The organism is Malikia sp., from assembly GCF_028687635.1.
Classification (GTDB): domain Bacteria; phylum Pseudomonadota; class Gammaproteobacteria; order Burkholderiales; family Burkholderiaceae_C; genus Malikia.
Window position 1 is genome coordinate 68129 of the sequence record NZ_JAQTZS010000006.1, and the last position, 22679, is coordinate 90807.

Below are 22679 nucleotides of genomic sequence, written 5' to 3' on the forward strand. Positions count from 1 at the left end.
CTCAGGCCGGGAGGGCGGCCAGGGTGGTGAAGTGCAGCTGCAGGCGGTCGGCCAGCGTGCGGCTGCCGCGCTGCATCCATTCGAGCACGGCGTCGAGCATGGCCGGCGAGATCATGAAGCCATGCCGGTACAGGCCGTTGACCTGCAGCACGCGCGGCGCGACTTCGTGCACGGCCGGCAGGTTGTCGGGCAGGGTCGGGCGGCAATGGGTGCAGAGCTCGAGGATGCGGCCCTCGCCAAAGCCGGGGTGGACCGCATAGGCGGCGCTCAGCAGCTCAAGCGTCGAGCGCACGCTGGCCGGGCTCATGTCGTCGCTCTCGATCTCGGTGGCGCCGATCACGAACACATGGTCCTCTTTGGGCGCGATGTAGATCGGGTAGCGCGGGTGCAGCAGCCGGGTCGGGCGCTGCAGCGTGACGTCGGGCGCGTGCAGGCGCACGACCTCGCCGCGCACGCCGCGCAGGGCTTGCGGTGCCTGCCAGTCGGCGCGGGCGCCCAGGCCACGGCAATCGAGCACCCAGCCGCCCTGGTCAGCCTGGATGTCCCGGGCCTGTTCCAGCGTCAGGGAGGTGTTCCATTCGATGCTGATGCCGCGCGCGGCCAGCGAGTCGATCAGCGCCGCCAGCAGCTGGCGGTTGTCGAGCTGGCCTTCCTCGGGCAGATACAGGCCCTGGTGAAAGCGCTGCGCCAGCGCGGGTTCGAGTTCGGCCAGGCCTTGGCCGTCGAGTCCGCGTGGCTTGGGCTGCTCGGGCAGGGCGCGGCCGGTCTGCGCCAGCAGGCCCGAGAAGCGCTGCGCCTCGTGGGCGTCCTGGCGGTGCCAGACGATCAGCGTGCCGTTGCGCTGGAAGTAGACCGGGCGCGTCAGGCCGGCGATCAGCTGCGGCCAGCGCGTCAGCGCGTACTGGCCCATGGCGACCACGCTGGGCTCGGTGATGGCGGATTCAGCCAGCGGCGCCAGCATGGCGGCGGCGACCCAGGCCGCCGCACCGCTGCTGTCGGGCTTGCCGGCATCGACGAGGCGGACCGGGTGGCCGGCCTGCGCCAGCGACAGCGCGAGCAGACGGCCCATCAGGCCGGCGCCGAGCACCAGCACCGGGGGTTGCGATTGGACGGATTCAGGCATGGCGATACTCCTGCTGGACGAAAGAACAGGCAGCGCCCGGGCGCTGCGGGATAATTTTGCGATGAGCCAAGATTCCAATCTCCATTACGCGCGCGTCCTGACCATCGCCGGCAGCGATTCCGGCGGCGGCGCGGGCATACAAGCCGACCTCAAGACCTTTGCCGCGCTGGGCTGCTACGGCATGAGCGCGATCACGGCGCTGACGGCACAGAACACGGTCGGCGTGCGCGCGATCCACGGCGTGCCGGCCGCCTTCCTGCGGGAGCAGATCGCGGCCGTGGTCGAGGACATCGGCGTCGATGCGGTCAAGATCGGCATGCTGCACGCGCCCGAGATCGTCGAGGTGGTGGCCTGGGCAATCGACCATTACCAGCTGCAGCGGGTGGTGCTGGATCCGGTGATGGTCGCGACCAGTGGCGACGCGCTGATCCGGCAGGAGACCATCGCTTCGCTGATGTCGGAGCTGTTCCCGCGCGCGACGCTGGTCACGCCCAACCTCGACGAGGCCGCGCTGCTGCTGGGTCGTCCGGTGCGCGAGGTAGCCGACCTCGACGCCGCCTGTGCCGACCTGCTGGGCCTGGGCGCCCGCGCCGTGTTGCTCAAGGGCGGGCACCTGGGCGGCGAGCAGCTGACCGACCTGCTGGCGCGGGCCGACCAGCCCGCCGACCAATGGCTGCGCCTGAGCGGGCCGCGCATCGCGACGCGCAACTCGCATGGCACCGGCTGCACCTTGTCCTCGGCGATTGCCGCCCAGCTGGCCTTGGGCCTGGAGTTGGCCGAGGCGGTCCAGGCGGCGCACGCCTATATCCGTGGCGCGATCGCCGCTGGTGCCGAGGTGCGCACCGGCCAGGGCCATGGGCCGCTGAACCATGGCTACGCCCCGCAGCCGATGCGGCTGCTGCGCGCGCAGGATTGAATCGCTCGGACGCTTCATGACATCACCAGGCCGCCGTCGACGATCAGGGTCTGGCCGGTCATGAAGCGGCTCCAGGACGAGGCCAGGAACAGCACCGGGCCGGCCACGTCCTCGGGCGTGGCCACCCGTCCGAGCGGGGTGCGCGCGATCAGCTGGTCCTTGACCGCCTCGCGGGTGGCGCGGCTGGCATCGGTCGGGCTGACCAGTCCGGGCGCCACGCAGTTGACCCGGATGCCCAGGCCGCCGAGCTCGCTGGCGAGCTGGCGGCTGAAACCCATCAGCGCCGCCTTGGCCGTGGCGTAGTCGTGGTAGGCCACGCTGGGCTGGTGCACCAGGTCGGTCACGAGGTTGACGATGCTGCCCTGCAGCCGCTGTCGCATCGCGGGCAGCACGGCCTGACACAGGTGGTAGCTGGCCTGCACCGCGCCGTCGAACTGGGTCTGGTAGGCGTCCCAGGGGGTTTCCCAGAAGCGGGCGCGGGTTTCCGGGTCGAAGCGGTACGGCGCGAAGGCGTTGTTGACCAGCGCGTCGATGCGCCCGGTCAGCGCCAGCACCTCGTCGACCATCGCTTGCACGGCGGCGGGGTCGCGCACATCGGCGGCCATGGCCCAGGCCGGCACGCCGTGCGACTCGCAGCGTGCCACCACCTCGCGCGCGGCATCGGCGCGCTCGCGGTAGTTGACCACCACCATCGCGCCTTCGCGCGCGAAGGCTTCGGCGATCGCCGCGCCGATGCCCCGGCTGGCGCCGGTCACCAGCACGACCTGTTGCTCGAACGGGCGGCTCATGGCTTGGCCGGCAGCAGGTCGGTACCGACGATGCTGGAGACCGCGATCTCGCGCGACAGCACGCCCAGCTCGCGGTAGACCTGCAGCCCGCGCTGCAGCATGGCGCTGTCGATGCTGCCCAGGCCCTTCTTCTGCGTCAGCGCCGAGACGCTCGACGCATTGCGCAGCTTGATCACCTCCAGGTTGATGGCCTCGTGCTGGCCGTCGATGGCAAAGCGTGTCGCCAGGCGAGCCGCTTCCTCGGGCGCGCGCATCATCCATTGCGCGCTGTCGCGAAAACCCGCCAGGAAGCGGCGCAGCAAGGCCTTCTTCTGCTGATAGGTGTCCTCGCGCACCACCAGCAGGTCGCTGGTGAGGTTGAGCTGCTGGCGCACCTCCATCACGTTGACCTCGCCCAGGCCGCGTTGGCGGCCCACCAGCAGGCCGGTGTCGGTGGCGGCGGTGGCATCGACCTGGCCCTGCATCAGCGGCGCGAAGTTGAGCAGGCCGGTGGGCACCAGCGTGATGTCGGCTTCGCTCAGGCTGGCCGAATGCAGCAGCAGCTGCAGGTTCTGCCGCGTGCCACTCGACAGACTGTAGACGCCGACGCGCTTGCCCTTGAGGTCGGCCGGCTTGGTGATGCCGCGCGACTTGAGCGACACGACGTTGAAGACGTTTTGCGGATAGACGTCGTAGATGGCGCGCAGCTTTTCGCCCTTGTCGAGCGCGGCGAACAGCGAGCCCGGGTCGGTGAAGGCCACATCGGCCTGGCCGCTGAGCAGGTTGCGCAGGGCATCGCCGCCGCCGGCGCCGGGCAGGTAGCTGAACTCGATGCCCTGCGCGCGGAAGAAGCCCTTGTCGGCTTCGACCAGCAGCTGGGTGATCTCCGAGATCGGCTTGCTCCAGCCGGCCAGCACCACCTTGTCCAGTGGCGTGCCCTGGGCTTGGGCCAGGTTGACCAGGCCGCCCAGCGGGCCGAAGCCGCTGGCCAGTCCGCCCATGGCCAGATAACGTGCCAAACCATGGGCCAGATCGCGTCGAGAAAGCTTGTGCATCAGCGTATTCCTTGGATTAAAACGGCTCATTCCAGCCGGTGCCTTTATTGCCAGCGTCGCTCCAGCGCGCCGAGCAGGGCGTAGGACGCGATACCCAGCGCCGCGATCAGCGCCAGCGCGGCGAACATCAGCGCGGTGTCCATCGAGCCCTGGGCGCCGATGATCACCGCCCCCAGGCCCTGGCTGGCGCTGATGAATTCGCTCACGACGGCGCCGACCCAGGCCAGCACCAGCGCCACGCGCAGGCCGGCCGCCAGGGTGTGGCGCCCGGCCGGCAGCTGCAGCCGCCACAGGGTCTGCCAGCGGCTGGCCCCCAGCGCGCGGAACAGTTCGAGCTGGCGCGGGTCGGTCTGATCCAGCGCGCCCAGCGTGTTCTCCAGCAGCGGGAAGAAGCAGATCAGCGCCGTCATCACCACCGTGGGCAGGGTGCCGAAGCCGAACCAGACGATGAACAGCGGCGCCAGCGCGAGCTTCGGGGTCACCTGGCTCAGCACCAGATAGGGGGTCAGCCAGCGGCGCAGGCGCCGGCTTTGTCCGAGCAGCAGGCCGGAGCCAAAGCCCAGCGCGGCGCCCAGTGCCAGCCCCAGCAGCACCGACAGCAGCGTCTGGGCCAGATGCGGCCACCAGTAGCCGGTCTGGAAACCCTGGTCGAGCGAGCGCGCGATCTGCGACGGCGCCGGCAGCACCAGCGCGGACAGTTGCCACCAGCGGGTCGAGAGCTCCCAGGCCAGCAGCAGCGCCAGGCCGAGCGCGGCCGATATGCCGGCATCGAGCAGGCGCCTCATCGCGTGAGCTCCAGTTGCCGGCGCAGGCTGGCGCATTGGGCATGGAAGCTGTCCGCGTCGCGCCATTGGGCGCTGCGCGGACGCTCGGCGCTGATCCGCATGTGGGCCTGCAGCCGGCCCCGGTCCAGCAGGCTGACCTGATCGCCCAGGAAGGCCGCCTCGCTCAGGTCATGGGTCACGAACAGCACCGCGCTGCCCTGTTCGGCGCAGACCGCCAGCAGGTCCTGCTGCAGTTCCTCGCGCGTCAGCGCGTCGAGCGCGGCAAACGGCTCGTCCATGCACAAGAGTGCCGGCTGCTGCATCCAGGCCCGGGCCACGGCGACCCGGCTTTGCTGGCCGCCCGACAGCTGAGACGGCCGGCGCTGGGCCTGCTCCGCTATGCCCAGCCGTTGCAGCCAGTGCTGGGCCAGTTCGCGGTCAGACGAGGTCACGCGCTGCTTTAGCGAGACAGGTAGCAGCACATTGTCGAGCACGCTCAGCCAGTCGAGCAGGGTCGGGCGCTGGAACACGAAGGCGACCTCGGGCAGCGGGCCGCGCACCGGCTTGCCACGCCAGATTACCCGGCCGCTGCTCGGCAGCAGCAGGCCAGCGGCGAGCTTGAGCAGGCTGGTCTTGCCGCAGCCGCTGCGGCCCAGCAGGCAATGGAATCGCCCGGCCTCGATCTGCAGGTCGATGCCGTGCAGCACCGGCTGGCCATCCGCATAGGCGAAACCGGCCTGCTCGATGGTCAGCAGGGGCATCGCTTCAGATTTCATAGCTTGTCAGGCGTTCGGCCAGCGCTTCGGCCGAGGCTTCCAGATCCACCAGCGTCACCAGGTCTAGCAGGCTCGGGCGGCCGTCGTTGTGCCAGCCCGGCGCCGGCTGGGTCAGCTGGCCGATGGCGCTCAGGCGCGTGACCCCCACCGCCGCCAGCTGGCTGGCCAGCGCCTGCAGCTGCTCCGGCGCCACCGCCAGGCCCGCGCTTTGCAGATAGCGCCGCTGCGGGGCCAGACAGGCTGGCAATTGGTCGAGGCTGTCGAGCGCCACCACCTGCACGCAGCGGTGCAGCGGACCGGGCGCGATCGGGGTGGCCTGGTCGCGGTAGACCACGCTCCAGCCGTGCTCCGGGTGGCCCAGCAGCTGCACGCTGGCGTCATCCAGTCCGGCCCATTCCAGGCTGCCGCGCCACTGGGCGATCTGGGCTGATTCCGCCAGTCCGGGCTGCGGACGCGGAAACTTGGGCTGCAGCTGCTGCAGGCCAGCGGCCAGCCGCTGGGCGAATTCCCGTGGCGTGACCTGGCCGCCGCGCTCGACGTAGAACACCTGCGGCGAGTAGCAGCCCTGCTGCTCGTGGCGGACCACGTCATCGGCGGCCAGCCTTGCCACGGTGGGCGCGCGGCCGGCGCTCAGGGCGGCGCGGCCGACGACGCCAAAGCTCAGCTTGTGGCCATGCGGCAGGAAGCGCACGCCGGGCGGCATCTGCGCCCGCAGGTCGCGCAGCGCCGCATCGCCGCCATAGGCCAGCACGGTATCGGCCCGCTGCCAGACGGCGCGCGGGGTCTGGCTGTCCTGCCGGTCCCACCACAGCACCGCGACGGCATCACCCACGCGCGGCTCCAGCCTGGCCAGCGTCCGGGCGAACACCGTGGCGAACACCGGCTCGCCAGCCGAGACCTTGCCGATGTTGCCGGCCTTGGCCAGCAGGCCGCAGACCAGGCTCCACAGCGGCAGGCCCGGCACGTTGCCAGCCCAGACATGGGCCAGCAGATCGGGGCCTTCGGCATGGGTCCAGCCGCCGGTCACGCGCGGCTCGAAGCCGTCGAGCAGCGCCGGGTTGCCGAGGTCCTCGACCAGGAAACGCTGCAGCTGCAGGGCGCGGAAAGTCCGCAGCGTGGCCGGCAGATTGACCCGGATCATCTCGGGCGAGAAGCCGGTGCTCAGCGGCAGCCAGCGCAGCAGCAGCTGATGTTCGGCCGAGGTGGGGTCGAGCAGCTGCTGGATCACGCGGTCGATCGCTCGCACGATGTCGCGCACCGGCAGCGCGCGCAGGCCCTGGCGGCCGGGGCCGCGGATCTGCTCGCAAAGCGCCTGCAGCTGCTGTTGATCCAGCGCCGGCACCTCGAAGGCATGGCCGGGCGGTAGTTGCGGCGCCGGCAGCTCGCGCCAGGCCAGGCCGGCGGCATCGATCCCCGGCAGATGGCCGACCCGAAAGACTTCGACCGTCATGGGCGCGCGGCCTGGACGAAGGACTCGACCGCCAGCGAGCAGCCCTTGGCCTGGGCGCCCTCGGCGCGCCCGAGCAGCTGGAAGCCATCGGCGCCGACGATGCCGACATCCTCGGTCAGGATGCCGAGCACCGAGTTGTAGTTGGCCAGATCGGTGTGCACCAGGATGCCGCGCTCGCCGTCGGGCACCGACTGGCCGGTGAGCGGGTCGATCGCGCGGGTGCGCATCCAGTGCGGGCCGTGCTTGACCGATGGCACCACGGCGTTGCCGTGGTCGTAGAACTGGGTGCTGAGCTCGGTCATGCCGTACATGTTCAGGCAGCGTTCGCGTGGCACGTCGAACACCTCGGACAGCTGGGCGTAGAAGCGCTCCATCGGGATCTCGCGCGAGCGGCCCTTGAAACCGCCGGTATCCAGCAGCCAGCTGCCCGCCGGCAGCCGGAAGTCCTCGATCAGGCCGGCCAGCGCGTCCATCAGGTGCACGAAGCTGTAGCTGGCGCCCAGCAGTGCGACCGGCTGCTGCTCGGCTCGTGCGCCGCGCAGGAATTCCAGCAGGCCGGCCTCATCCATGCCCTCCGGATCCCAGTAGTGGCGGCTGCCGGGCAGGCCGAACTCCCGCCGGCAGAGTTCAAGGTAATGCGCCAGCGACGAGTTCGGCAGCGCGGTCTCGTCCGGGAACAGGATGGCCATGCGGATCGGGGTCGGGCCGGCGCAGTCGGCAAAGTGGCGCCGCATCGAGGCGTCGTAGACCCGCAGGTCCGGGTGGTAGTGGCGGCCCTTGTGCTCGTCGCCGCCGGTGGTGCCGCTGGTCATGAAGACGCGCTCGCAGGCCTCGACCGGGGTGCAGCTCAGCGTGAGCTGCTTGAAGCCGTTGACCGGCACCGCCGGGATGTCCTGCCAGCGGCGCACCGTGGCCGGGGTGCGGCCGCGCGACTGACAAAAGCGCGCGTAGGCCGGGTTGTGGCGCACCTGGTGCGCGAACAGGCGCATGGCCATGGCATGGAAGGCCGCGTCGTCCGCGTCGGGCAATGAAATGAAGTCCAGCAGATCCTGGACCAGTGGGGTCGTTGCCATGGCAGCTTTCTAGGGCAGGGCGGCCAAGCCCGGTGCGGCACCGCCATGGTGGCACCCCGGAACCAGCTTCCCTGCGCGAGGATTACCTCAATCAGGTTCAAAGGGACTGTCTCAGTCGGCGCCCCAGTGGACGTCAACACCCCCAGCATCTTGTCCTGAAGAAAATCAAAACACTGACTATTCTACGTCCGTGCCGATGACCCTGCCACGCCCAGCAGCTCGTGCAGGCGCGGGCTGGTGGTGGTGTACTGCAGCAGCTGGCGCTGCTCGGGGCGCAGGTAGGTCGCCAGCGCGAACGCCGCCAGGGTCGCCTCGTGGAAGCCGCACAGCAGCAGCTTGCGCTTGGCCAGATAGTGGCAGATGTCGCCCACCGCGTGGATGCCGGCCAGGGCGGTGGCCTGGGTCGCCGGATCGACGCTCAGCAGCTTGCGCTCCATGGCCAGTCCCCAGTCGGCGATCGGCCCCAGCTTCGGGCTCAGGCCCAGGCGCGGCAGCAGCGCATCGACGGCCAGGGTTTCGCTGCTGTCGTCGCCGGTGGCGATCTGCAAGGCTGCGAGGCGCGCGCCGCTGTCAGCCGTCTCGATGCCGACCGGCTGGCCGACCTTGAGCGCGATCGCGCCCCGGGCCACGGCCTGCCGCAGCGCCTGCTCCAGCGCGGCTTCGGCCTTGAACTTGGTGTTCCGGTGCAGCAGCGTGACGCTGGCGCAATGCCCGCTGCCGGCCAGCCGCAGCGCGGTGTCGAGCGCGGCGTCCTCGCCGCCCAGCACGACCACGCGCTGACCTGCTAGCCGACTCGCGTCGGTCTGGTGGTAGTGGACCTGGCCGCCCTCGAAGGCGGACAGACCGTCGATCGCGACCCGGCGCGGCACGAAGGCACCGACGCCGGCCGCGATGATGACCGCGCGCGCCAGAAAAACCTGGCCGCTGCTGGTCTGCAGCCGCCAGCGGCCGTCAGCCGTGGCCGCCAGGCTCATGACCTGTTGGCCCAGATGCAGCGGGACCTTGAAGGGGGCGAGCTGCCGCAGCAGCCGCTCGGCGAGTTCGCGCCCGCTGCAGACCGGGATGCCCGGCAGGTCGTAGATCGGCTTGTCACCGTAGAGCTCGACGCACTGGCCGCCGGCGTGGGGCAGGGCATCGACGATCTGGCAGGCAATTTCCTGCAGGCCGAGCTGGAAGGCCTGGAACAGCCCGACCGGACCGGCGCCGATGATCAAGGCGTCGGTCGGCGCGCTCAAGTCGGACTCGGCCACCGCGGGCACCGATCAGCGCTGCAGCAGGTTCAGCTTGCCGGTCTTGTCCTTGAACTGCTCGTGGTCGGGCAGCGGCGCCTTGCGCTTGGTGATGCTCTTCCAGTTCGGCAGCAGGGCCAGCTCGGCGTTGATCTTGGTCATGTGCTGTTGGTCCTTGGGCACATCCTCTTCGGCGTAGATGGCGCCGACCGGGCACTCGGGGATGCAGACCGCGCAGTCGATGCACTCGTCCGGATCGATGGTCAGGAAGTTCGGGCCTTCGCGGAAGCAGTCGACGGGGCAGACGTCCACACAGTCGGTGTATTTGCAGGCGATGCAGGCTTCGGTAACAACGTGGGTCATGGTGGCGGGCTGCCGCGGCAGCAGTGTTAGGCGTTCAAGAGAATGCCGGCGCTGCCCCGCGAACGGAGCAGGCCGGCTGTGCTCGAACCCGCGATTTTAGGGCCTCGCGGGCGATTTGACTCTAGTCAGGGCTTGATACGGATCAGTTGACCAGCACGGCGCCCGAAGTCTTGTGGCTGGCGGTGTCGACCAGGATCAGCGCGCCGAGCAGGCGCGAGTCGGCAAAAGACACCGCCGGCAGCGCTTCCTGCAGCAGCAGCTCGACATGGCCGATCGCGTTCGGGTCGAGTCGATCCGCCGCTTCCTCGGCCAGGGTGTTGATCTCCAGCTTGTGCACCACGCGCTTGACCTTGGCCTTGACCCAGCGGTGGCCGTGCAGCGCCCAGTAGACGCGCCCGGCGACCAGCGGCTCGTCGTCCATCCAGGCCACGGTGGCCGACAGTTCCTTCTGGCCCGGGTAGGGGCTGACCGCGGCCGGGGTGTCGAAGTCGTCGTCGGCCACGGCGGCGGCCACCGGAGCGGCCAGGATCCAGTCGCCGCGCGAGACATCCACCTCCCGGTCGAGCGTGACACCGGCGCTGCGCCCGGCCGCCACGGCGCCGGGGCGGCGGGCATGGTCGAGCACCTGGGCCACCACGGCCTTCTGGCCGCTCGGGAACACCTGCACCTCGATGCCGGGCGCGAAGCCGCCGGCGGCGACGCGGCCCCAGAACACGCGGCGGCCCTGGCTGGTCACATGGCTGTCGTGCTGCTTCTCGACCCACTGCACCGGCAGCGCGACCGGAGCCTGCACGTCGGTCGGGGTGTTGGGCAGTTTTTCGAGGATCTGCAGCAGGGTCGGGCCTTCGTAGCCGCACCAGCCGGGGTTGGTGAAGTCGACCACGTTCCAGCCCTTGAGCGCCGACACCGGCACGATGGCGGTCACGGGAATGCCGGCTTCGGCCGCGAAGGCGTTGAGCGCGCCGCTGATGTGCTTGAACGCCAGCGCGGCGTCGTCCACCGCGTCGAGCTTGTTGACCGCGAACACGATGCTGGGCACGCGCAGCAGCTTGCACAGCAGCGAATGGCGCCGCGTCTGCGGCAGCAGCTTGAGGCCGGCGTCGGCCCAGTCGAGCTTGATCGAGTCGACCAGCACCACGGCGGCGTCGGCGCTGGAGGCGGCCGTCACCATGTTGCGGGTGTACTGCTCGTGGCCCGGCGCGTCGCCGATGATGAACTTTCGGTCCTCGGTGCTGAAGTAGCGGTAGGCCACGTCGATCGTGATGCCCTGCTCGCGCTCGGCGCTCAGGCCGTCGGTCAGCAGCGCCAGGTCGGTCTCGCCGCCGCGTTGCACGCCGGCCAGGTGATCCTGCAGCACGGCCTTGCTGTCGACCAGCAGCCGACCGATCAGCGTGCTCTTGCCGTCGTCGACCGAGCCGCAGGTGATGAATTTGAGTGCGTCCATGTGTCTAGTCTCTTTGCGGGTCTGACGGGGGCTTAGAAATAGCCTTCGCGCTTGCGCTTTTCCATTGACGCGTCGCTGGTCTTGTCGTCCATGCGGGTCGCGCCGCGCTCGGACAGGTCGGCCGCCAGGGTCTCGATCACGATCTCGCCCGGGGTGGCGGCGGTGCTGGCGACCGGGCAGGTGCAGGTGATGTCGCCCACGGTGCGGAAGCGCACGTCGCGCAGCACGACCTGCTCGCCCTCCTTGGGCGGGGTCAGCGGCGTGACGGGAACCAGCAGGCCCTTGCGCTCGACGATCTCGCGCTGGTGCGTGTAGTAGAGGCTGGGCAGGCCGATGTGCTCGCGCTCGATGTACTGCCAGACGTCCATCTCGGTCCAGTTGCTGATCGGGAACACGCGGAAATGCTCGCCCGGCTGCAGCCGGGTGTTGAACAGCGTCCAGAGCTCGGGGCGCTGGGCCTTGGGCTGCCACTGGCCGAAGGCGTCGCGGTGGCTGAAGATGCGTTCCTTGGCGCGCGCCTTTTCCTCGTCGCGACGGGCGCCGCCCATCAGCGCGTCGAAGCGGAATTCCTCGATCGCCTCCAGCAGCGTGACCGACTGATGCGCGTTGCGGCTTTCCTCGGGGTGGCTCAGGCGCACGGTGCCGCGCGCCATCGAATCCTCCACGCTGCGCACGATCAGCTCGGCGCCGAGTTCCTGGGCGCGGAAGTCACGGAAATCGGTCACTTCCTTGAAGTTGTGGCCGGTGTCGATCATCAGCAGCGGATACGGGATGCGGCCGATGCCGAACGCCTTCTCGGCGCACTTGAGCATGACCAGCGAGTCCTTGCCGCCCGAGAACAGCATGGCGGGGCGCTCGAAGGTGGCGGCGACCTCGCGCAGGATGAAGATGGTTTCTTCTTCCAGCGCGTCGAGGTGCGAGTTGTTGAGTTGGTGGCTCATGTTCTTTCTTTCAGTCATTGCTTCACGTGCAGGCCGCATTCCTTGGCGGACTCGTCCTCCCACCACCAGCGCCCGGCGCGGAATTCCTCGCCCAGGCTGATGGCGCGGGTGCAGGGCACGCAGCCGATGCTCGGGAAGAACTGGTCGTGCAGCGGGTTGTAGTCGACCTTATTCTCAGCGATGTAATGCCAGACATCGCCCCAGCTCCAGTCGGCCAGCGGGTTGAACTTGGTCAGGCCCTTGGTGGCGACTTCGGATTCATCGATCAACGGCACCTCGGCGCGGGCGTTCGACTGCTCGCGGCGCAGGCCGGTGATCCAGGCCTTCTGGCCCTCAAGCGCGCGCGCCAGCGGCTCCATCTTGCGGATGCCGCAGCATTCCTTGCGCAGCGCGATGCTGTCATGGATCGAGTCCTGGCCCTTGTCGCGCACGAACTCAATCACGGCCTCGTGCTGCGGGCGGTAGACCTGGATCGGCGCGCGTGAATGGGCCTCGGTGCGCTCCAGCAGCGCCAGCGTCTCGGGGTGCAGGCGGCCGGTTTCGAGCACGAACACCGGGATGTCGAGCGACAGCGCGTTGATCAGGTGCGTGATCACCACGTCCTCGGCGCCCAGGCTCGACGCCTGCTTGAGCGGCTGGAACTCGGCCGCGGCGCGTTGCAGCAGCGCTTTCGTGGTCGCCAGCTTGTCGGCGTAGTCGGCCGAGGGCTTGGCGTGCAGTTCGGTCGCTGACAGGCGCTGCGGCTTGAAGGCGGACGCAGTGCCCAGTGGGGAAGTTTCGCTCATCTGGTGTCCCTTCAGGCCGTCTTGGCGAAACGGGGTTGCAGGTCGGTCGCGTCGCCCTGGTAGAAGCCGTTGTAATGCTGCAGCAGCTTTTGTCCCACGGCCGGGTCCTGGTCGGCGCGCAGCACGGCCTCGGAGAAGCCGCAGCGTTTCATCTGCACCAGCTGGTCGACCAGCACGTCGCCGGTGGCACGGATCACGCCCGCGAAGCCTCGATGGCGGCGCAGCTCGAAAGCCTGGCTGAAGGCGCGGCCGTCGGCGAACTTGGGGAAGGTCAGCTCGATGCGCTCCACCCCGGCCAGGTCCAGCGTCTGCACGTCGGCGTCGTTGGCCACGGCGAGAACTGCCGGGTTGGCGCCAGCCTCGGCGCTGGCTTGAATGTCTTGTGCGGTCAGCAGTTTCATGTTCTTGTTCTCCTCGGGTCGGCAGGCGATCATTCGGCGCGGGCGGTGGCGACCCGCATCGCATTGGCGGCGGCCTTGTAGGGCTCGGCGCCGACGCGCTGGTAGGTGGCCAGGAAGGTCTCGCCGGCCTGGCGCTGCGCGACATGGGTGTCGAGCAGGGCTTCGATCACGTCGGGGACTTCATTGTGTGCGAACGACGGGCCGATCACCTTGCCGGGGGTCGGCGCGCCGCTCAGGTCCGAGCCGTCCGAGCCGCCCAGCGTGATCTGGTACCACTCCTTGCCGTCCTTGTCCACGCCCAGGATGCCGATATGGCCGCTGTGGTGGTGACCGCAGCTGTTGATGCAGCCGCTGATGTGCAGGTCGATCTCGCCCAGGTCTTCCAGCTCGTCCAGGTCCTGGTAGCGCTCGGTGATGGCGTCGGCCAGCGGCAGCGAGCGCGCGTTGGCCAGGTCGCAGAAGTCACCGCCCGGGCAGGCGATCATGTCGGTCAGCAGGCGCACGTTGGCCTTGGCCAGGCCCAGGCGCTTGGCCTCGCGCCAGACGGCGGGCAGCTGGTCGGCGCGCACCCAGGGCAGCACCAGGTTCTGGTCATGGGTCACGCGCAGCTCGCCCGCGCTGAAGGCGTCGGCCAGTTCGGCCACCGCGTCGAGCTGGTCGGCCGTTGCGTCACCGGGCGACTGGCCCACGCGCTTGAACGACAGCGTGACCGCGCTCAAGCCCGGGTTGCGGTGCGGCTGCACGTTGCGCGCCAGCCAGCGCTGGAATTCAGCCTGTTGCTCGGCGCTGACCGGCTCGGCCGCCGGCGTGGCGAAGTCGATCGTCGGCTCGACGAAGCAGGCCTGCACGCGCGCCAGTTCGGCGTCGGTGATGGTGTGCGGGCCGCCGTCTTGCTCCAGGATGCGGCGGTACTCGGTCTCGACCTCGTCGAAGTAGCGCTGGCCCTCGGCCTTGACCAGGATCTTGATGCGCGCCTTGTACAGGTTGTCGCGGCGGCCCCAGAGGTTGTAGACGCGGATCACCGCTTCCAGGTAGTTGAGCAGCTGGTTCCAGGGCAGGAAGTCGCGGATGGTGGTCGCGATCACCGGGGTGCGGCCCATGCCGCCGCCGACCAGCACCTCGAAGCCGAGCTCGCCGGCCTCGTTCCTCTTGAGCCTGAGGCCGACGTCATGCCAGGCGATCGCGGCGCGGTCCTCGGTCGCGCCGACGATGGCGCACTTGAACTTGCGCGGCAGGAAGCCGAACTCGGGGTGCAGCGTGCTCCACTGGCGCAGGATCTCGCCGAACGGGCGCGGGTCGGCGATCTCGTCGACCGCCACGCCGGCCAGCGCGTCGCTGGTGGTGTTGCGGATGCAGTTGCCGCTGGTCTGGATGCCGTGCAGGCCGACCGTGGCCAGCAGGTCCATCACGTCGGCGGCCTGGGTCAGCGGAATCCAGTTGAACTGGACGTTCTGGCGCGTCGTGAAATGGGCGTAGCCGGTCAGCAGCCGGCTGCCGATCGCCTTGCCGTCGCGCAGCTGGATGTCGCCGAGCTTGTTCTGCGCCGCGACCGCGCCCTGGAACACCTCGTGGCTGGGCTGGTCGTATTCGCGCGCGATCCGGCCCAGCACGCGCAGCTGCCTGGTGCTGAGCTCGCCATAGGGCACGGCGACGCGCAGCATCGGTGCGTGACGCTGGATGTACCAGCCGTTTTGCAGCCGCAGCGGCTTGAATTCATCGCCACCCAGGGTGCCGGCGTGGAAGCGATCGAGCTGGTCGCGGAACTGCTCGGCGCGCTGGCGCACGAACTGGCGGTCAAATTCGGTGTACTGGTACATACGGGTTCAGGTTCAATAAACGGTTCAGACGGCGATCAGCTTGGTGCCGGCATAGGCCAGCAGCAGCGCCAGCAGCGAGCGCACCACGCGCTCCGGGGTCTTGTGGATCAGTTGCGCGCCAATCCAGATGCCGGGCAGCGAGCCCGCCAGCAGCTTGAGCAGCAGCTCCCAGTCGACCGAGCCCAGCGAGGCGTGGCCCAGCCCCGCGACCAGGGTCAGCGGCACGGCGTAGGCGATATCGGCCGCGATGATACGCGGCAGCGGCAGCAGCGGAAACAGCACCAGCAGCACCGTCACGCCGATGGCGCCGGCACCGACCGAGGTGATGGTGACCAGCGAGCCGATCAGCGCGCCGAACAGCACCGGCAGGCTCCAGTGGCGGGCGCGCATCGCGGCGTCGCTCTCACCGACCGGCGCCACGGCGCCCTGGCTGTTCATCACGCGCACCGGGGGCTTGCGCATGCGCACGGCCTTGAACAAGGTGGCCGCGGCGGTCAGCAGCAGCGCGCAGCCCAGGGTGGTGGTCATGAGCTTTTGCACCTCGGCGCCGGCTGGGCCGACCGAATGCAGCACATAGAGCGTGATCAGTGAAGCCGGGATGCTGCCCGAGCAGAGCTGGCCGACCACCTTCCAGGGCACCAGGCGCTTCTTCATCAGGCTGACGGTGCCGCCGGCCTTGGTGAAGGCCGCGAACAGCAGATCGGTGCCAACCGCCATGTAGGGCTTGACGCCGAAGAAGAAGATCAGGATGGGGGTCATGAGCGAGCCGCCGCCGACGCCGGTCAGACCGACGATCAGACCCACGGCGAACCCCGCAATGACAAAGCCAATATCGTGCATGGGTCGTAACTGTAAAGGCAGCCTTAATAATCCCAAACGATTTTTTTCTTTTTTCTACATATGAAAAAAGTTATATGTACTGGCGGCTGCTGCCTGGGTCCGCCAGTCCCTGGCCAAGCAGCGGCTTAAGCGGTCCTGGCCGGTGCCGGCTTGATGAACCGCGCCGCCAGCAGCGACAGCGCCAGCCGGCGCTCGACCGGCCAGGGCTCGCCATGCAGCAGCGCGGCGAGCAGCTCGCCGCTCAGCACCGACAGCGTCAGGCCGCGCGCGCCCATGCCGGCGCAGACATGCAGGCCCGGCCAGGCCTGTGGCTCCAGCGGGCCGACGGCCGGTACCCGGTCCGGCAGCGTGCAGCGCAGCCCGGCCCAGGCACCCGCCTGCTCGAAAGCCGGCGCCAGTGCCGCCCCAAGTTCGGGCAGCAGGCGCATCAGCTTGTCACGGTTGGCGATCTGGTCCTCGGACTTGAGGTCGGCGCCTGATGCGCCGCGCTCGAAGGTCGAGCCGGCGATCCAGGCCGGGCGGCCGTCCGGCCCCGGCGTGCCGCTGACGAAGCAACCGTGGCCGTTGACCGGCATGGTGGGCAGCAGGGCGCGTACCGACCCGGGCAGCTCGTCGATCGCGCCCCAGCTGATCTGGCCGCGCAGCGGATTGAGCGGCGGCGAGGTGAGGCCGCTGCGCTGCAGCAGCCCGCGCGTGTCGTAGGCGCAGGCGAGCACGACCTGCTCGGCGCGGGCCAGTTCGGTGCCGTCCGCGTCGAGCAGGCGCCAGCCGCCCTCGGCCAGCGGCGCGAGCGCCGCGACCTTGCAGTCACCGCGCCATTGGATGTTGGGGTGAGCAAGCTGCGCGCTGACCAGTCGGGCCGGGCGCAGCCAGCCAGCCATGCCGTGCCAGAGTGCCTGGGTGTCGGGGTTTAGTCTGGCGCCCGCCAGTTCATCCGGGCTGGCCGCGCGGCTGGACTGCACGCCGACCCGCTGCCAGGCCTCGCCGCGCGGCAGGCTGTGCTTGCCCTCGATCTGGTGTTCCAGCACGCCGCTGGGTGCCCAGTCCTTGCCCTCGCGCAGCAGCGCGGCGGCCCGCTGCAGCGTCAGCCGCACGCCCGCGCGGGTCAGGCGCGACAGTGCCGCATCGTCGGGCGACACATGGGGCGCCACCAGCCCGGCTGGCAGGGCGGACGCACCCGTGGCCGGTTCGGCGGCCTGGTCCAGCAGCTCGACCGTCCAGCCGCGCTGGGCCAGACTCCAGGCCACGGCCGAGCCCGACAGTCCGCCACCCACCACGACCGCATGGCGGCCGTTCGCAGCCGCGCGCGGGCGCAGCGCGGAACGGGGTTGCCAGCGTGGTGCGTATCGGGCTTGCAGCCCGGCATCTGCTGCGGGGGGTGGTTCGGAAATGGCGAAGCCGGCCGCGATCAGCTCGGCTTGCAGGGCGGCACTGGCACGGTCGCCGTTCAGGTGGCTGCCCGGTCGGCACAGGCGCGCCAGCATGCGGGCCTGTTCACGTTCCTGGCCCGTCGAAGCTGAGCGGGAGTCTAGGGTGTCAATATCGGGGTTCTGCCGGGACAGCCAGATCTGGTCGACCGCCGCGTCCAGCGTCGGCAGCCAGTCCTGCGCCTGGCCCACGCACAGCGTCAGCAGCACCCGCTCGTCGTCGAATGCGAAACGATGCACGCCCGGCAACAGGGCCTGCCAGCGCCTTGCCAGCTGCTGAGCCAAGGCCGACAGCTCGGGCTCGCAGGCGGCTGCGCGCAGCAGCTCGGCCACCGCCACCGGCTCGGGATCGACCGCGGTGTAGAACAGGCGCCCGGGCCGCCGCGCATCGTCGCGCCAGACCTGCCAGCACTGGAGGAAGTTCAGCCCCGTGCCAACGCCGATCTCAAGCTGATGCCAGACCGGCTGGCCAGCCCAGCACAGGGGGACCGCTGGCGCTGGGCTCTCCGAGTTGGTGCTGGCAGGGCGCATGACCGCCTCAGCCCTCGGACGGCGGGACGTAGCCGGCGGCCTGGTCGGCGCCTTCGCCAAAGAAATGCTTCTCCATCTGGCGTGCCAGGTACTGGCGGGCGCGGGCGTCGGCCAGGTTCAGGCGGTTCTCGTTGACCAGCATGGTCTGGTGCTTGAGCCAGTCGGCCCAGGCCTGCTTGCTGACGTGCTGCCAGATGCGCTTGCCCATTTCGCCGGGGTAGGGCGGGAAATCCAGGCCTTCGGCCTCGACGCCGAGCTTGATGCATTGAACGGTGCGCGCCATCTTGCGTTCCTTCTTTAGAAGTTCAGGTTATGAAAGTATGAAATTTTATTGGTTCTGCCTTGCAGCAAGCGCAGGCACAATCCTGCCCGCTGACCAAGCTTGAGACTGTAGCAAGCTTTGCATGCCGTATCCGGAGTAGGCTTGACGCTGATCAAGCGGCCGTGGCGGCCTGCCGCTACACTACGGGCCTTGGCTGCCTGGCAGCCTTACCACGTTTCCATCCTGCCCTGACTGCGGTGAATTGCCGCCAGGGCTCGGGCAGCGCCGATCCGGCCCTGCCTCGCATACATCAACACCATGAGCGCATTCCTCGAAGAGACCGTTCTGACCGTTCACCACTGGACCGACCGTCTGTTCAGCTTCACCACCACCCGCGACCAGGCCCTGCGCTTCTCGAACGGCCATTTCACGATGATCGGCCTGCGCAAGGAAGACGGCAAGCCGCTGCTGCGCGCCTACAGCATCGCCAGCGCCAACTACGAGGAGCACCTCGAGTTCCTGAGCATCAAGGTGCAAGACGGCCCGCTGACCAGCCGCCTGCAGCATATCCAGCCGGGCGACAAGATCGTGGTCGGCCGCAAGCCCACCGGCACCCTGCTGCTCGACTACCTGCTGCCGGCCAAGAACCTGTACCTGATCGGCACCGGCACCGGCCTGGCGCCCTGGATGAGCATCATCCGCGACCCCGATACCTACGAGCGCTACGAGAAGGTCATCCTGATGCACGGCGTGCGCGAGGTCAAGGAACTGGCCTACCGCGACTACATCACGCGTGAGCTGCCGCAGAACGAATTCCTCGGCGAGATGGTCAGCCAGCAGCTGATCTACTACCCGACCGTGACGCGCGAGCCCTTCGAGCGCCAGGGCCGCATCCCCGACCTGATCGCCAGCGGCCAGGTCGCGCGCGAGACCGGCCTGCCCGACCTCAATCCCCTGACCGACCGCGTCATGATCTGCGGCAGCCCCGAGATGCTCAAGTCGCTGAAGGAACTGTGCGAGCAGCGCGGCTTCAAGGAAGGCAACACCAGCACGCCGGGCGATTTCGTGATCGAACGCGCCTTCGTCGAGCAGTAAGCCAGACGCCGGCTCAAGCGCAAAAGGACGGCCTGATGGTCGTCCTTTTTTGTTGGATACTCGAAAGTGGATCCGGCCCTGTAGCCGGTGGAGAACAGACTTGGAAGCACTGACAGCCATTTTTGACAAGCCGCGCCGCCTGCTGGCGCTGATCTCGGTCAGCTGCATCGCGCTGCTGGCCTTCGGTCTGTACCTGCAGCACGCGGTCGGGCTCGAACCCTGCCCGATGTGCATCGTGCAGCGCTACCTGTTCATCCTGGTGGCTCTGGTCGCTGGCCTGGGCGCTGCGCTGCCCGCCGCCGCCGCGCGCTGGATGGGCGGCCTGATGGCGCTGCTGTCGCTTTCGGGTGCCTTCGTCGCCGCGCGCCAGAGCTGGCTGCAGTGGTTCCCGCCCGAGGTCGCAACCTGCGGGCGCGACTTCTACGGCATGATCGAGTCGTTTCCGCTCAAGCGCGTGATCCCGATGCTGTTCCGTGGCAGCGGCGACTGCAGCGCGGTCGACTGGACCTTCCTCGGGCTGACGATCGCCAACTGGTCGTTCCTGAACTTCATGCTGGTCGCCGCGCTGGGCGCCGTGCTGCTGCTGCGCCGGCGCTGAGTGGAGCAGGGTGGAGCAGAGCGATCCGTGGGGCGCTAGCCACCTGCCATGAAGGCAGCAGTTCCGGTCGATGCCAACAGCCTCGACACACTCGCATCAAACGCTAGCTTGAAGTCCGGATCGCCAGCGTACCGCTTATACAAATCCAATTCCCGCCGCCGCTCGATACTCACGGCCTGCTGGATCAGCCGCTCCAGCGCCAACTGCCGGTTCTGGCGGTCCGGGTTGTCCTCGACCTGGGCCTTGTAGTCGGCGTGGCTCATCACATGCTTGGCGATGTTGATGAACTTCACGCGCTGCTCTTCGGGCGTGGCCTCCCAGCCCGCGAAGTGGCGTTCGTTGAAGGCACGCACGATCTCGTCGAGTGGGTCTTTCTCTTCGGGGCCGGAATGCACGCCGCGCAAGTTGGGGTTCTGCGGTTCCAGCTCCGTTTCCGCATCGTCGAGACCGATCTTCACCTCCAGCCGTGACCGTTCCAGCCCGTAGGTGGACAGGTCCACGCTGTTCAGCAGCTCGTCGAGCTTGTCCTGATCCGGGTCCTTCACCTTGAGCTTGGGGATCAGGAACTTCAGGAACCAGTGCAGCATCTCCCACTTCACATTGTTGAACGGGATGATGGCCGCCACCTGGGCGTAGATCTTCACGAATTGCTTGGCCTTGATCTTGAAGTCGATGCGCTGCTCGTCGTCGAGGTCGGCCTCGAAGCGGGCCACCACGGCGTCGATGATCGGGTGCAGTTCCTCGGCCTCGGCGCTGGCGAAGAACTTCTCGTTGAAGTCCGTCACCTCCGACCAGTCGTAGATGCCGACGTCATCCAGCACATCCTTGAGGTCGTGCAGCACGTTGACGTCGGTGGGCTCGCTCAGGGCCGTGGCCGTGTAGAACGGATCGAACGCGGCCTTGATGTCGTCCACCGTGTTGTAGAAGTCGAGCACGAAGGTGTCTGTCTTGCCCAGCTTCCAGTTGCAGCGGTTCAGGCGTGACAGCGCCTGCACCGCGAGCACCCCCTGCAGCTTCTTGTCCACGTACATGGTGTGCAGCATCGGCTCGTCGAAGCCGGTCAGGTACTTGTTGGCGACCACCAGGATCTTGTAGTCGTCCTTCTCGAACTCGTCGGGCAGGTCACGGGCCGGAATGCCGTTCAGTCCGTCCTCGGTGTACTTGACGCCATCGATGGTTTTGTCGCCCGAGAAAGCCACCAGCGCCTTGAAGGGCGCGTTGGCCTCCTGCAGCGCGGTACGGATGGCGAAGAAGTAGCGGATCGCGCATTCGATGTTGCGCGTGACCACCATCGCCTTCGCCTTGCCCTTGAGCTTCTTGGCCTGCCAGACCTGGCCCATGAAGTGATCGACCATGATCCTGGCCTTCACCTCGATGGTCCTGGGGCTGGCCTCGACGAAGGCCTTGAGCTTCTTTTGCGCCTTGGCGGTGTCGAACAGCGGGTTTTCCTCGACCGATTTCCGGACCTCGTAGTAGCTCTTGTAGGTGGTGTATTTCTCCAGCACGTCGAGGATGAATTTCTCCTCGATGGCCTGCTTCATCGAGTACAGGTGGAAGGGGTAGAACTTCCCGTCCTGGCCTTGCCGCCCGAACTTTTCCAGCGTCGCCGGTTTCGGGGTGGCGGTGAAGGCGAAGTAGCTGGCGTTCCGGCTCATCTTGCGGCCCTTCATGGCCGCCAGGATCCTGTCCTGCAGGTCCTCGGGTTCCTCTTCGTCTGCCAGCCCGCCCAGGGTCTCGTTGACCTTGTCCGACGCGATGCCGGACTGGGAAGAGTGCGCCTCGTCGATGATCACGCCGAACTTGCGATCCGACAGCTGACCGATGCCGTCCACGATGAATGGGAACTTCTGCACCGTGGTGATGATGATTTTCTTGCCCAGCTCCAGGTGGTACTTCAGCTCCTGGGCATTCTCGCAGTGCGCCACGATGTTCCTGGTTTCGGAAAAGAGCTTGAGGTTGTCCTTGAGCTGGGTGTCCAGCACCCGGCGGTCTGTCACCACCACTACGGAATCGAATACATTGGCCGTGCCCGTCATGTCGTACAGCTCCACCAGCTGGTATGCCAGCCAGGTGATCGAGTTGGACTTGCCCGAGCCCGCTGAATGCTGGACCAGGTAGGTCTGGCCGACGCCATGCTGTTTGGCATCAGCCAGGATGCCGCGCACCACGTCCAGCTGGTGATAGCGGGGAAAGAACAGCGCCTTGCGCTCCTTGCCGGTCTTCCTGTCCTTCTCGACGGTGAACTTGGCGAACTGCTCGACGATGTTGCTCAGGCTGCGGCGCGGCAGGATCTCCTGCCACAGGTAGGCCGTCTTGTGGCCTTTCGGGTTGACCGGGTTGCCGCGGCCATTGTTGCAGCCCTGGTTGAACGGCAGGAAATTGCTGTCATTGCCGGCCAGCTGGGCACACATATAGGCCTCGTCCGGGTCCAGCGCGAAGTGGACCAGGCAGCGGCCAAACTCGAACAGCGGCTCGCGCGCGTCACGGTCGGTGCGGTACTGCCGAACAGCATGGTGGACATTCTGGCCAGTCCACGGGTTCTTCAGCTCCAGCGTGGCGACTGCCAGACCATTGATGAACAGCACCATGTCCACCGACTTGAAGCTGTCGCCATTCCCAAAGCCCTGGCTGTAATGCACCTGCCGGGTGACGCTGAAGACATTGGCCTCGAAGCGGGCTGCGACTTCCGGGTTCAGGCCGTTGTAGGGCAGTCGGTACAGCAGGTCGAAATGGGCATCGTCGATGTCCAGCCCCTTCTTCAGCACCGCCAGCACGCTGTCCTTTCTGATCTTCTTGTTCAGGCGTTCCAGCAGCAGGCGTTGCCAGTTCGGTCTGTCCTTCAGCTTCGCCAGTTCCTTGGGCTGGGTGGCTTCGAGGAACTGCCAGAAGAGCTTGCCGTCGATGGCGAATTCCCGGTCGAAGTCAGCCGGGTTGCCAACGCGGTAGCCGTCCTGGGTGAGGGCGTTTTCGATGTGCGCTTCGAGCGCGGCTTCGTTGGTTTGGCTGACCATGTTTCCCCCCC

The 22679-nt window shown here is 68.0% G+C and carries 21 protein-coding genes and 1 riboswitch; of the genes, 3 read left to right on the forward strand and 18 right to left on the reverse strand.

Annotated elements, in window-relative coordinates:
- Position 1: 1 nt before the first annotated feature.
- Positions 2-1123 carry a glycine oxidase ThiO gene (gene thiO, locus PHR85_RS06085; protein WP_300051794.1) on the reverse strand — a complete coding sequence of 374 codons (1122 nt, stop codon included), beginning with the start codon at positions 1121-1123 and terminating at the stop codon, positions 2-4.
- 61 nt (positions 1124-1184) lie between these two features.
- On the opposite strand from thiO, the gene thiD reads away from it, so the two are divergent.
- A complete protein-coding gene (gene thiD / locus PHR85_RS06090) occupies positions 1185-2039 on the forward strand; it encodes a bifunctional hydroxymethylpyrimidine kinase/phosphomethylpyrimidine kinase (RefSeq protein WP_300051797.1) in 855 nt (284 codons plus the stop codon).
- 14 nt (positions 2040-2053) lie between these two features.
- Here the strand turns inward: thiD and PHR85_RS06095 are convergent, their stop codons facing one another.
- From PHR85_RS06095 to PHR85_RS06170, 16 genes are all read right to left on the reverse strand, one after another.
- Positions 2054-2827, reverse strand: coding sequence for a 3-oxoacyl-ACP reductase (locus tag PHR85_RS06095; RefSeq protein WP_300051800.1), 774 nt, complete (start codon positions 2825-2827; stop codon positions 2054-2056).
- Positions 2824-3861 (reverse strand): ABC transporter substrate-binding protein, encoded by a 1038-nt coding sequence (locus PHR85_RS06100; protein ID WP_300051803.1) that lies wholly within the window; start codon positions 3859-3861, stop codon positions 2824-2826. The genes PHR85_RS06095 and PHR85_RS06100 overlap by 4 nt, the downstream gene beginning before the upstream one ends.
- Positions 3862-3905: 44 nt before the next feature.
- Entirely contained in the window at positions 3906-4646 is a 741-nt protein-coding gene (locus tag PHR85_RS06105; RefSeq protein WP_300051806.1) for an ABC transporter permease, read from the reverse strand.
- Positions 4643-5386, reverse strand: coding sequence for an ABC transporter ATP-binding protein (locus PHR85_RS06110; protein ID WP_300051809.1), 744 nt, complete (start codon positions 5384-5386; stop codon positions 4643-4645). The genes PHR85_RS06105 and PHR85_RS06110 overlap by 4 nt, the downstream gene beginning before the upstream one ends.
- A gap of 4 nt (positions 5387-5390) precedes the next feature.
- Complete coding sequence (locus tag PHR85_RS06115) at positions 5391-6851, reverse strand: acyl-CoA reductase (protein ID WP_300051811.1); 1461 nt, start codon at positions 6849-6851, stop codon at positions 5391-5393.
- Positions 6848-7924 (reverse strand): long-chain fatty acid--CoA ligase, encoded by a 1077-nt coding sequence (locus tag PHR85_RS06120; protein ID WP_300051813.1) that lies wholly within the window; start codon positions 7922-7924, stop codon positions 6848-6850. The genes PHR85_RS06115 and PHR85_RS06120 overlap by 4 nt, the downstream gene beginning before the upstream one ends.
- Positions 7925-7975: 51 nt before the next feature.
- Positions 7976-8078: riboswitch (TPP riboswitch) on the reverse strand.
- Positions 8079-8106: 28 nt separating this feature from the next.
- Entirely contained in the window at positions 8107-9159 is a 1053-nt protein-coding gene (locus PHR85_RS06125) for an NAD(P)/FAD-dependent oxidoreductase (protein ID WP_300051816.1), read from the reverse strand.
- A 27-nt stretch (positions 9160-9186) separates the two neighbouring features.
- Positions 9187-9516, reverse strand: a complete 330-nt coding sequence (gene fdxA, locus PHR85_RS06130; RefSeq protein ID WP_300051818.1) for a ferredoxin FdxA — start codon at positions 9514-9516, stop codon at positions 9187-9189.
- A gap of 142 nt (positions 9517-9658) precedes the next feature.
- Entirely contained in the window at positions 9659-10960 is a 1302-nt protein-coding gene (locus tag PHR85_RS06135; protein WP_300051821.1) for a GTP-binding protein, read from the reverse strand.
- Between the two features lie 32 nt (positions 10961-10992).
- Positions 10993-11901, reverse strand: a complete 909-nt coding sequence (gene cysD / locus PHR85_RS06140; RefSeq protein WP_300051823.1) for a sulfate adenylyltransferase subunit CysD — start codon at positions 11899-11901, stop codon at positions 10993-10995.
- A 14-nt stretch (positions 11902-11915) separates the two neighbouring features.
- A complete protein-coding gene (locus tag PHR85_RS06145; RefSeq protein ID WP_300051826.1) occupies positions 11916-12686 on the reverse strand; it encodes a phosphoadenylyl-sulfate reductase in 771 nt (256 codons plus the stop codon).
- An 11-nt stretch (positions 12687-12697) separates the two neighbouring features.
- Complete coding sequence (locus PHR85_RS06150; protein ID WP_300051828.1) at positions 12698-13087, reverse strand: DUF934 domain-containing protein; 390 nt, start codon at positions 13085-13087, stop codon at positions 12698-12700.
- Positions 13088-13116: 29 nt separating this feature from the next.
- Positions 13117-14904, reverse strand: a complete 1788-nt coding sequence (locus tag PHR85_RS06155) for a nitrite/sulfite reductase (protein WP_300051830.1) — start codon at positions 14902-14904, stop codon at positions 13117-13119.
- 24 nt (positions 14905-14928) lie between these two features.
- Positions 14929-15744, reverse strand: a complete 816-nt coding sequence (locus PHR85_RS06160; RefSeq protein WP_300051833.1) for a sulfite exporter TauE/SafE family protein — start codon at positions 15742-15744, stop codon at positions 14929-14931.
- Between the two features lie 125 nt (positions 15745-15869).
- Positions 15870-17702, reverse strand: a complete 1833-nt coding sequence (mnmC, locus tag PHR85_RS06165) for an FAD-dependent 5-carboxymethylaminomethyl-2-thiouridine(34) oxidoreductase MnmC (protein ID WP_300051836.1) — start codon at positions 17700-17702, stop codon at positions 15870-15872.
- A 7-nt stretch (positions 17703-17709) separates the two neighbouring features.
- On the reverse strand, positions 17710-17985 hold the full coding sequence (locus tag PHR85_RS06170; protein ID WP_300051840.1) for an oxidative damage protection protein: 276 nt from the start codon (positions 17983-17985) through the stop codon (positions 17710-17712).
- Between the two features lie 297 nt (positions 17986-18282).
- Here PHR85_RS06170 and PHR85_RS06175 point away from each other — a divergent pair, with 297 nt between their 5' ends.
- Both PHR85_RS06175 and PHR85_RS06180 read left to right on the forward strand, forming a co-directional pair.
- Complete coding sequence (locus tag PHR85_RS06175; protein WP_300051843.1) at positions 18283-19059, forward strand: ferredoxin--NADP reductase; 777 nt, start codon at positions 18283-18285, stop codon at positions 19057-19059.
- Between the two features lie 109 nt (positions 19060-19168).
- On the forward strand, positions 19169-19657 hold the full coding sequence (locus PHR85_RS06180) for a disulfide bond formation protein B (protein ID WP_300051985.1): 489 nt from the start codon (positions 19169-19171) through the stop codon (positions 19655-19657).
- Positions 19658-19692: 35 nt separating this feature from the next.
- Here the strand turns inward: PHR85_RS06180 and PHR85_RS06185 are convergent, their stop codons facing one another.
- Positions 19693-22668, reverse strand: a complete 2976-nt coding sequence (locus tag PHR85_RS06185) for a type I restriction endonuclease (protein ID WP_300051846.1) — start codon at positions 22666-22668, stop codon at positions 19693-19695.
- Between the last annotated feature and the right edge of the window lie 11 nt (positions 22669-22679).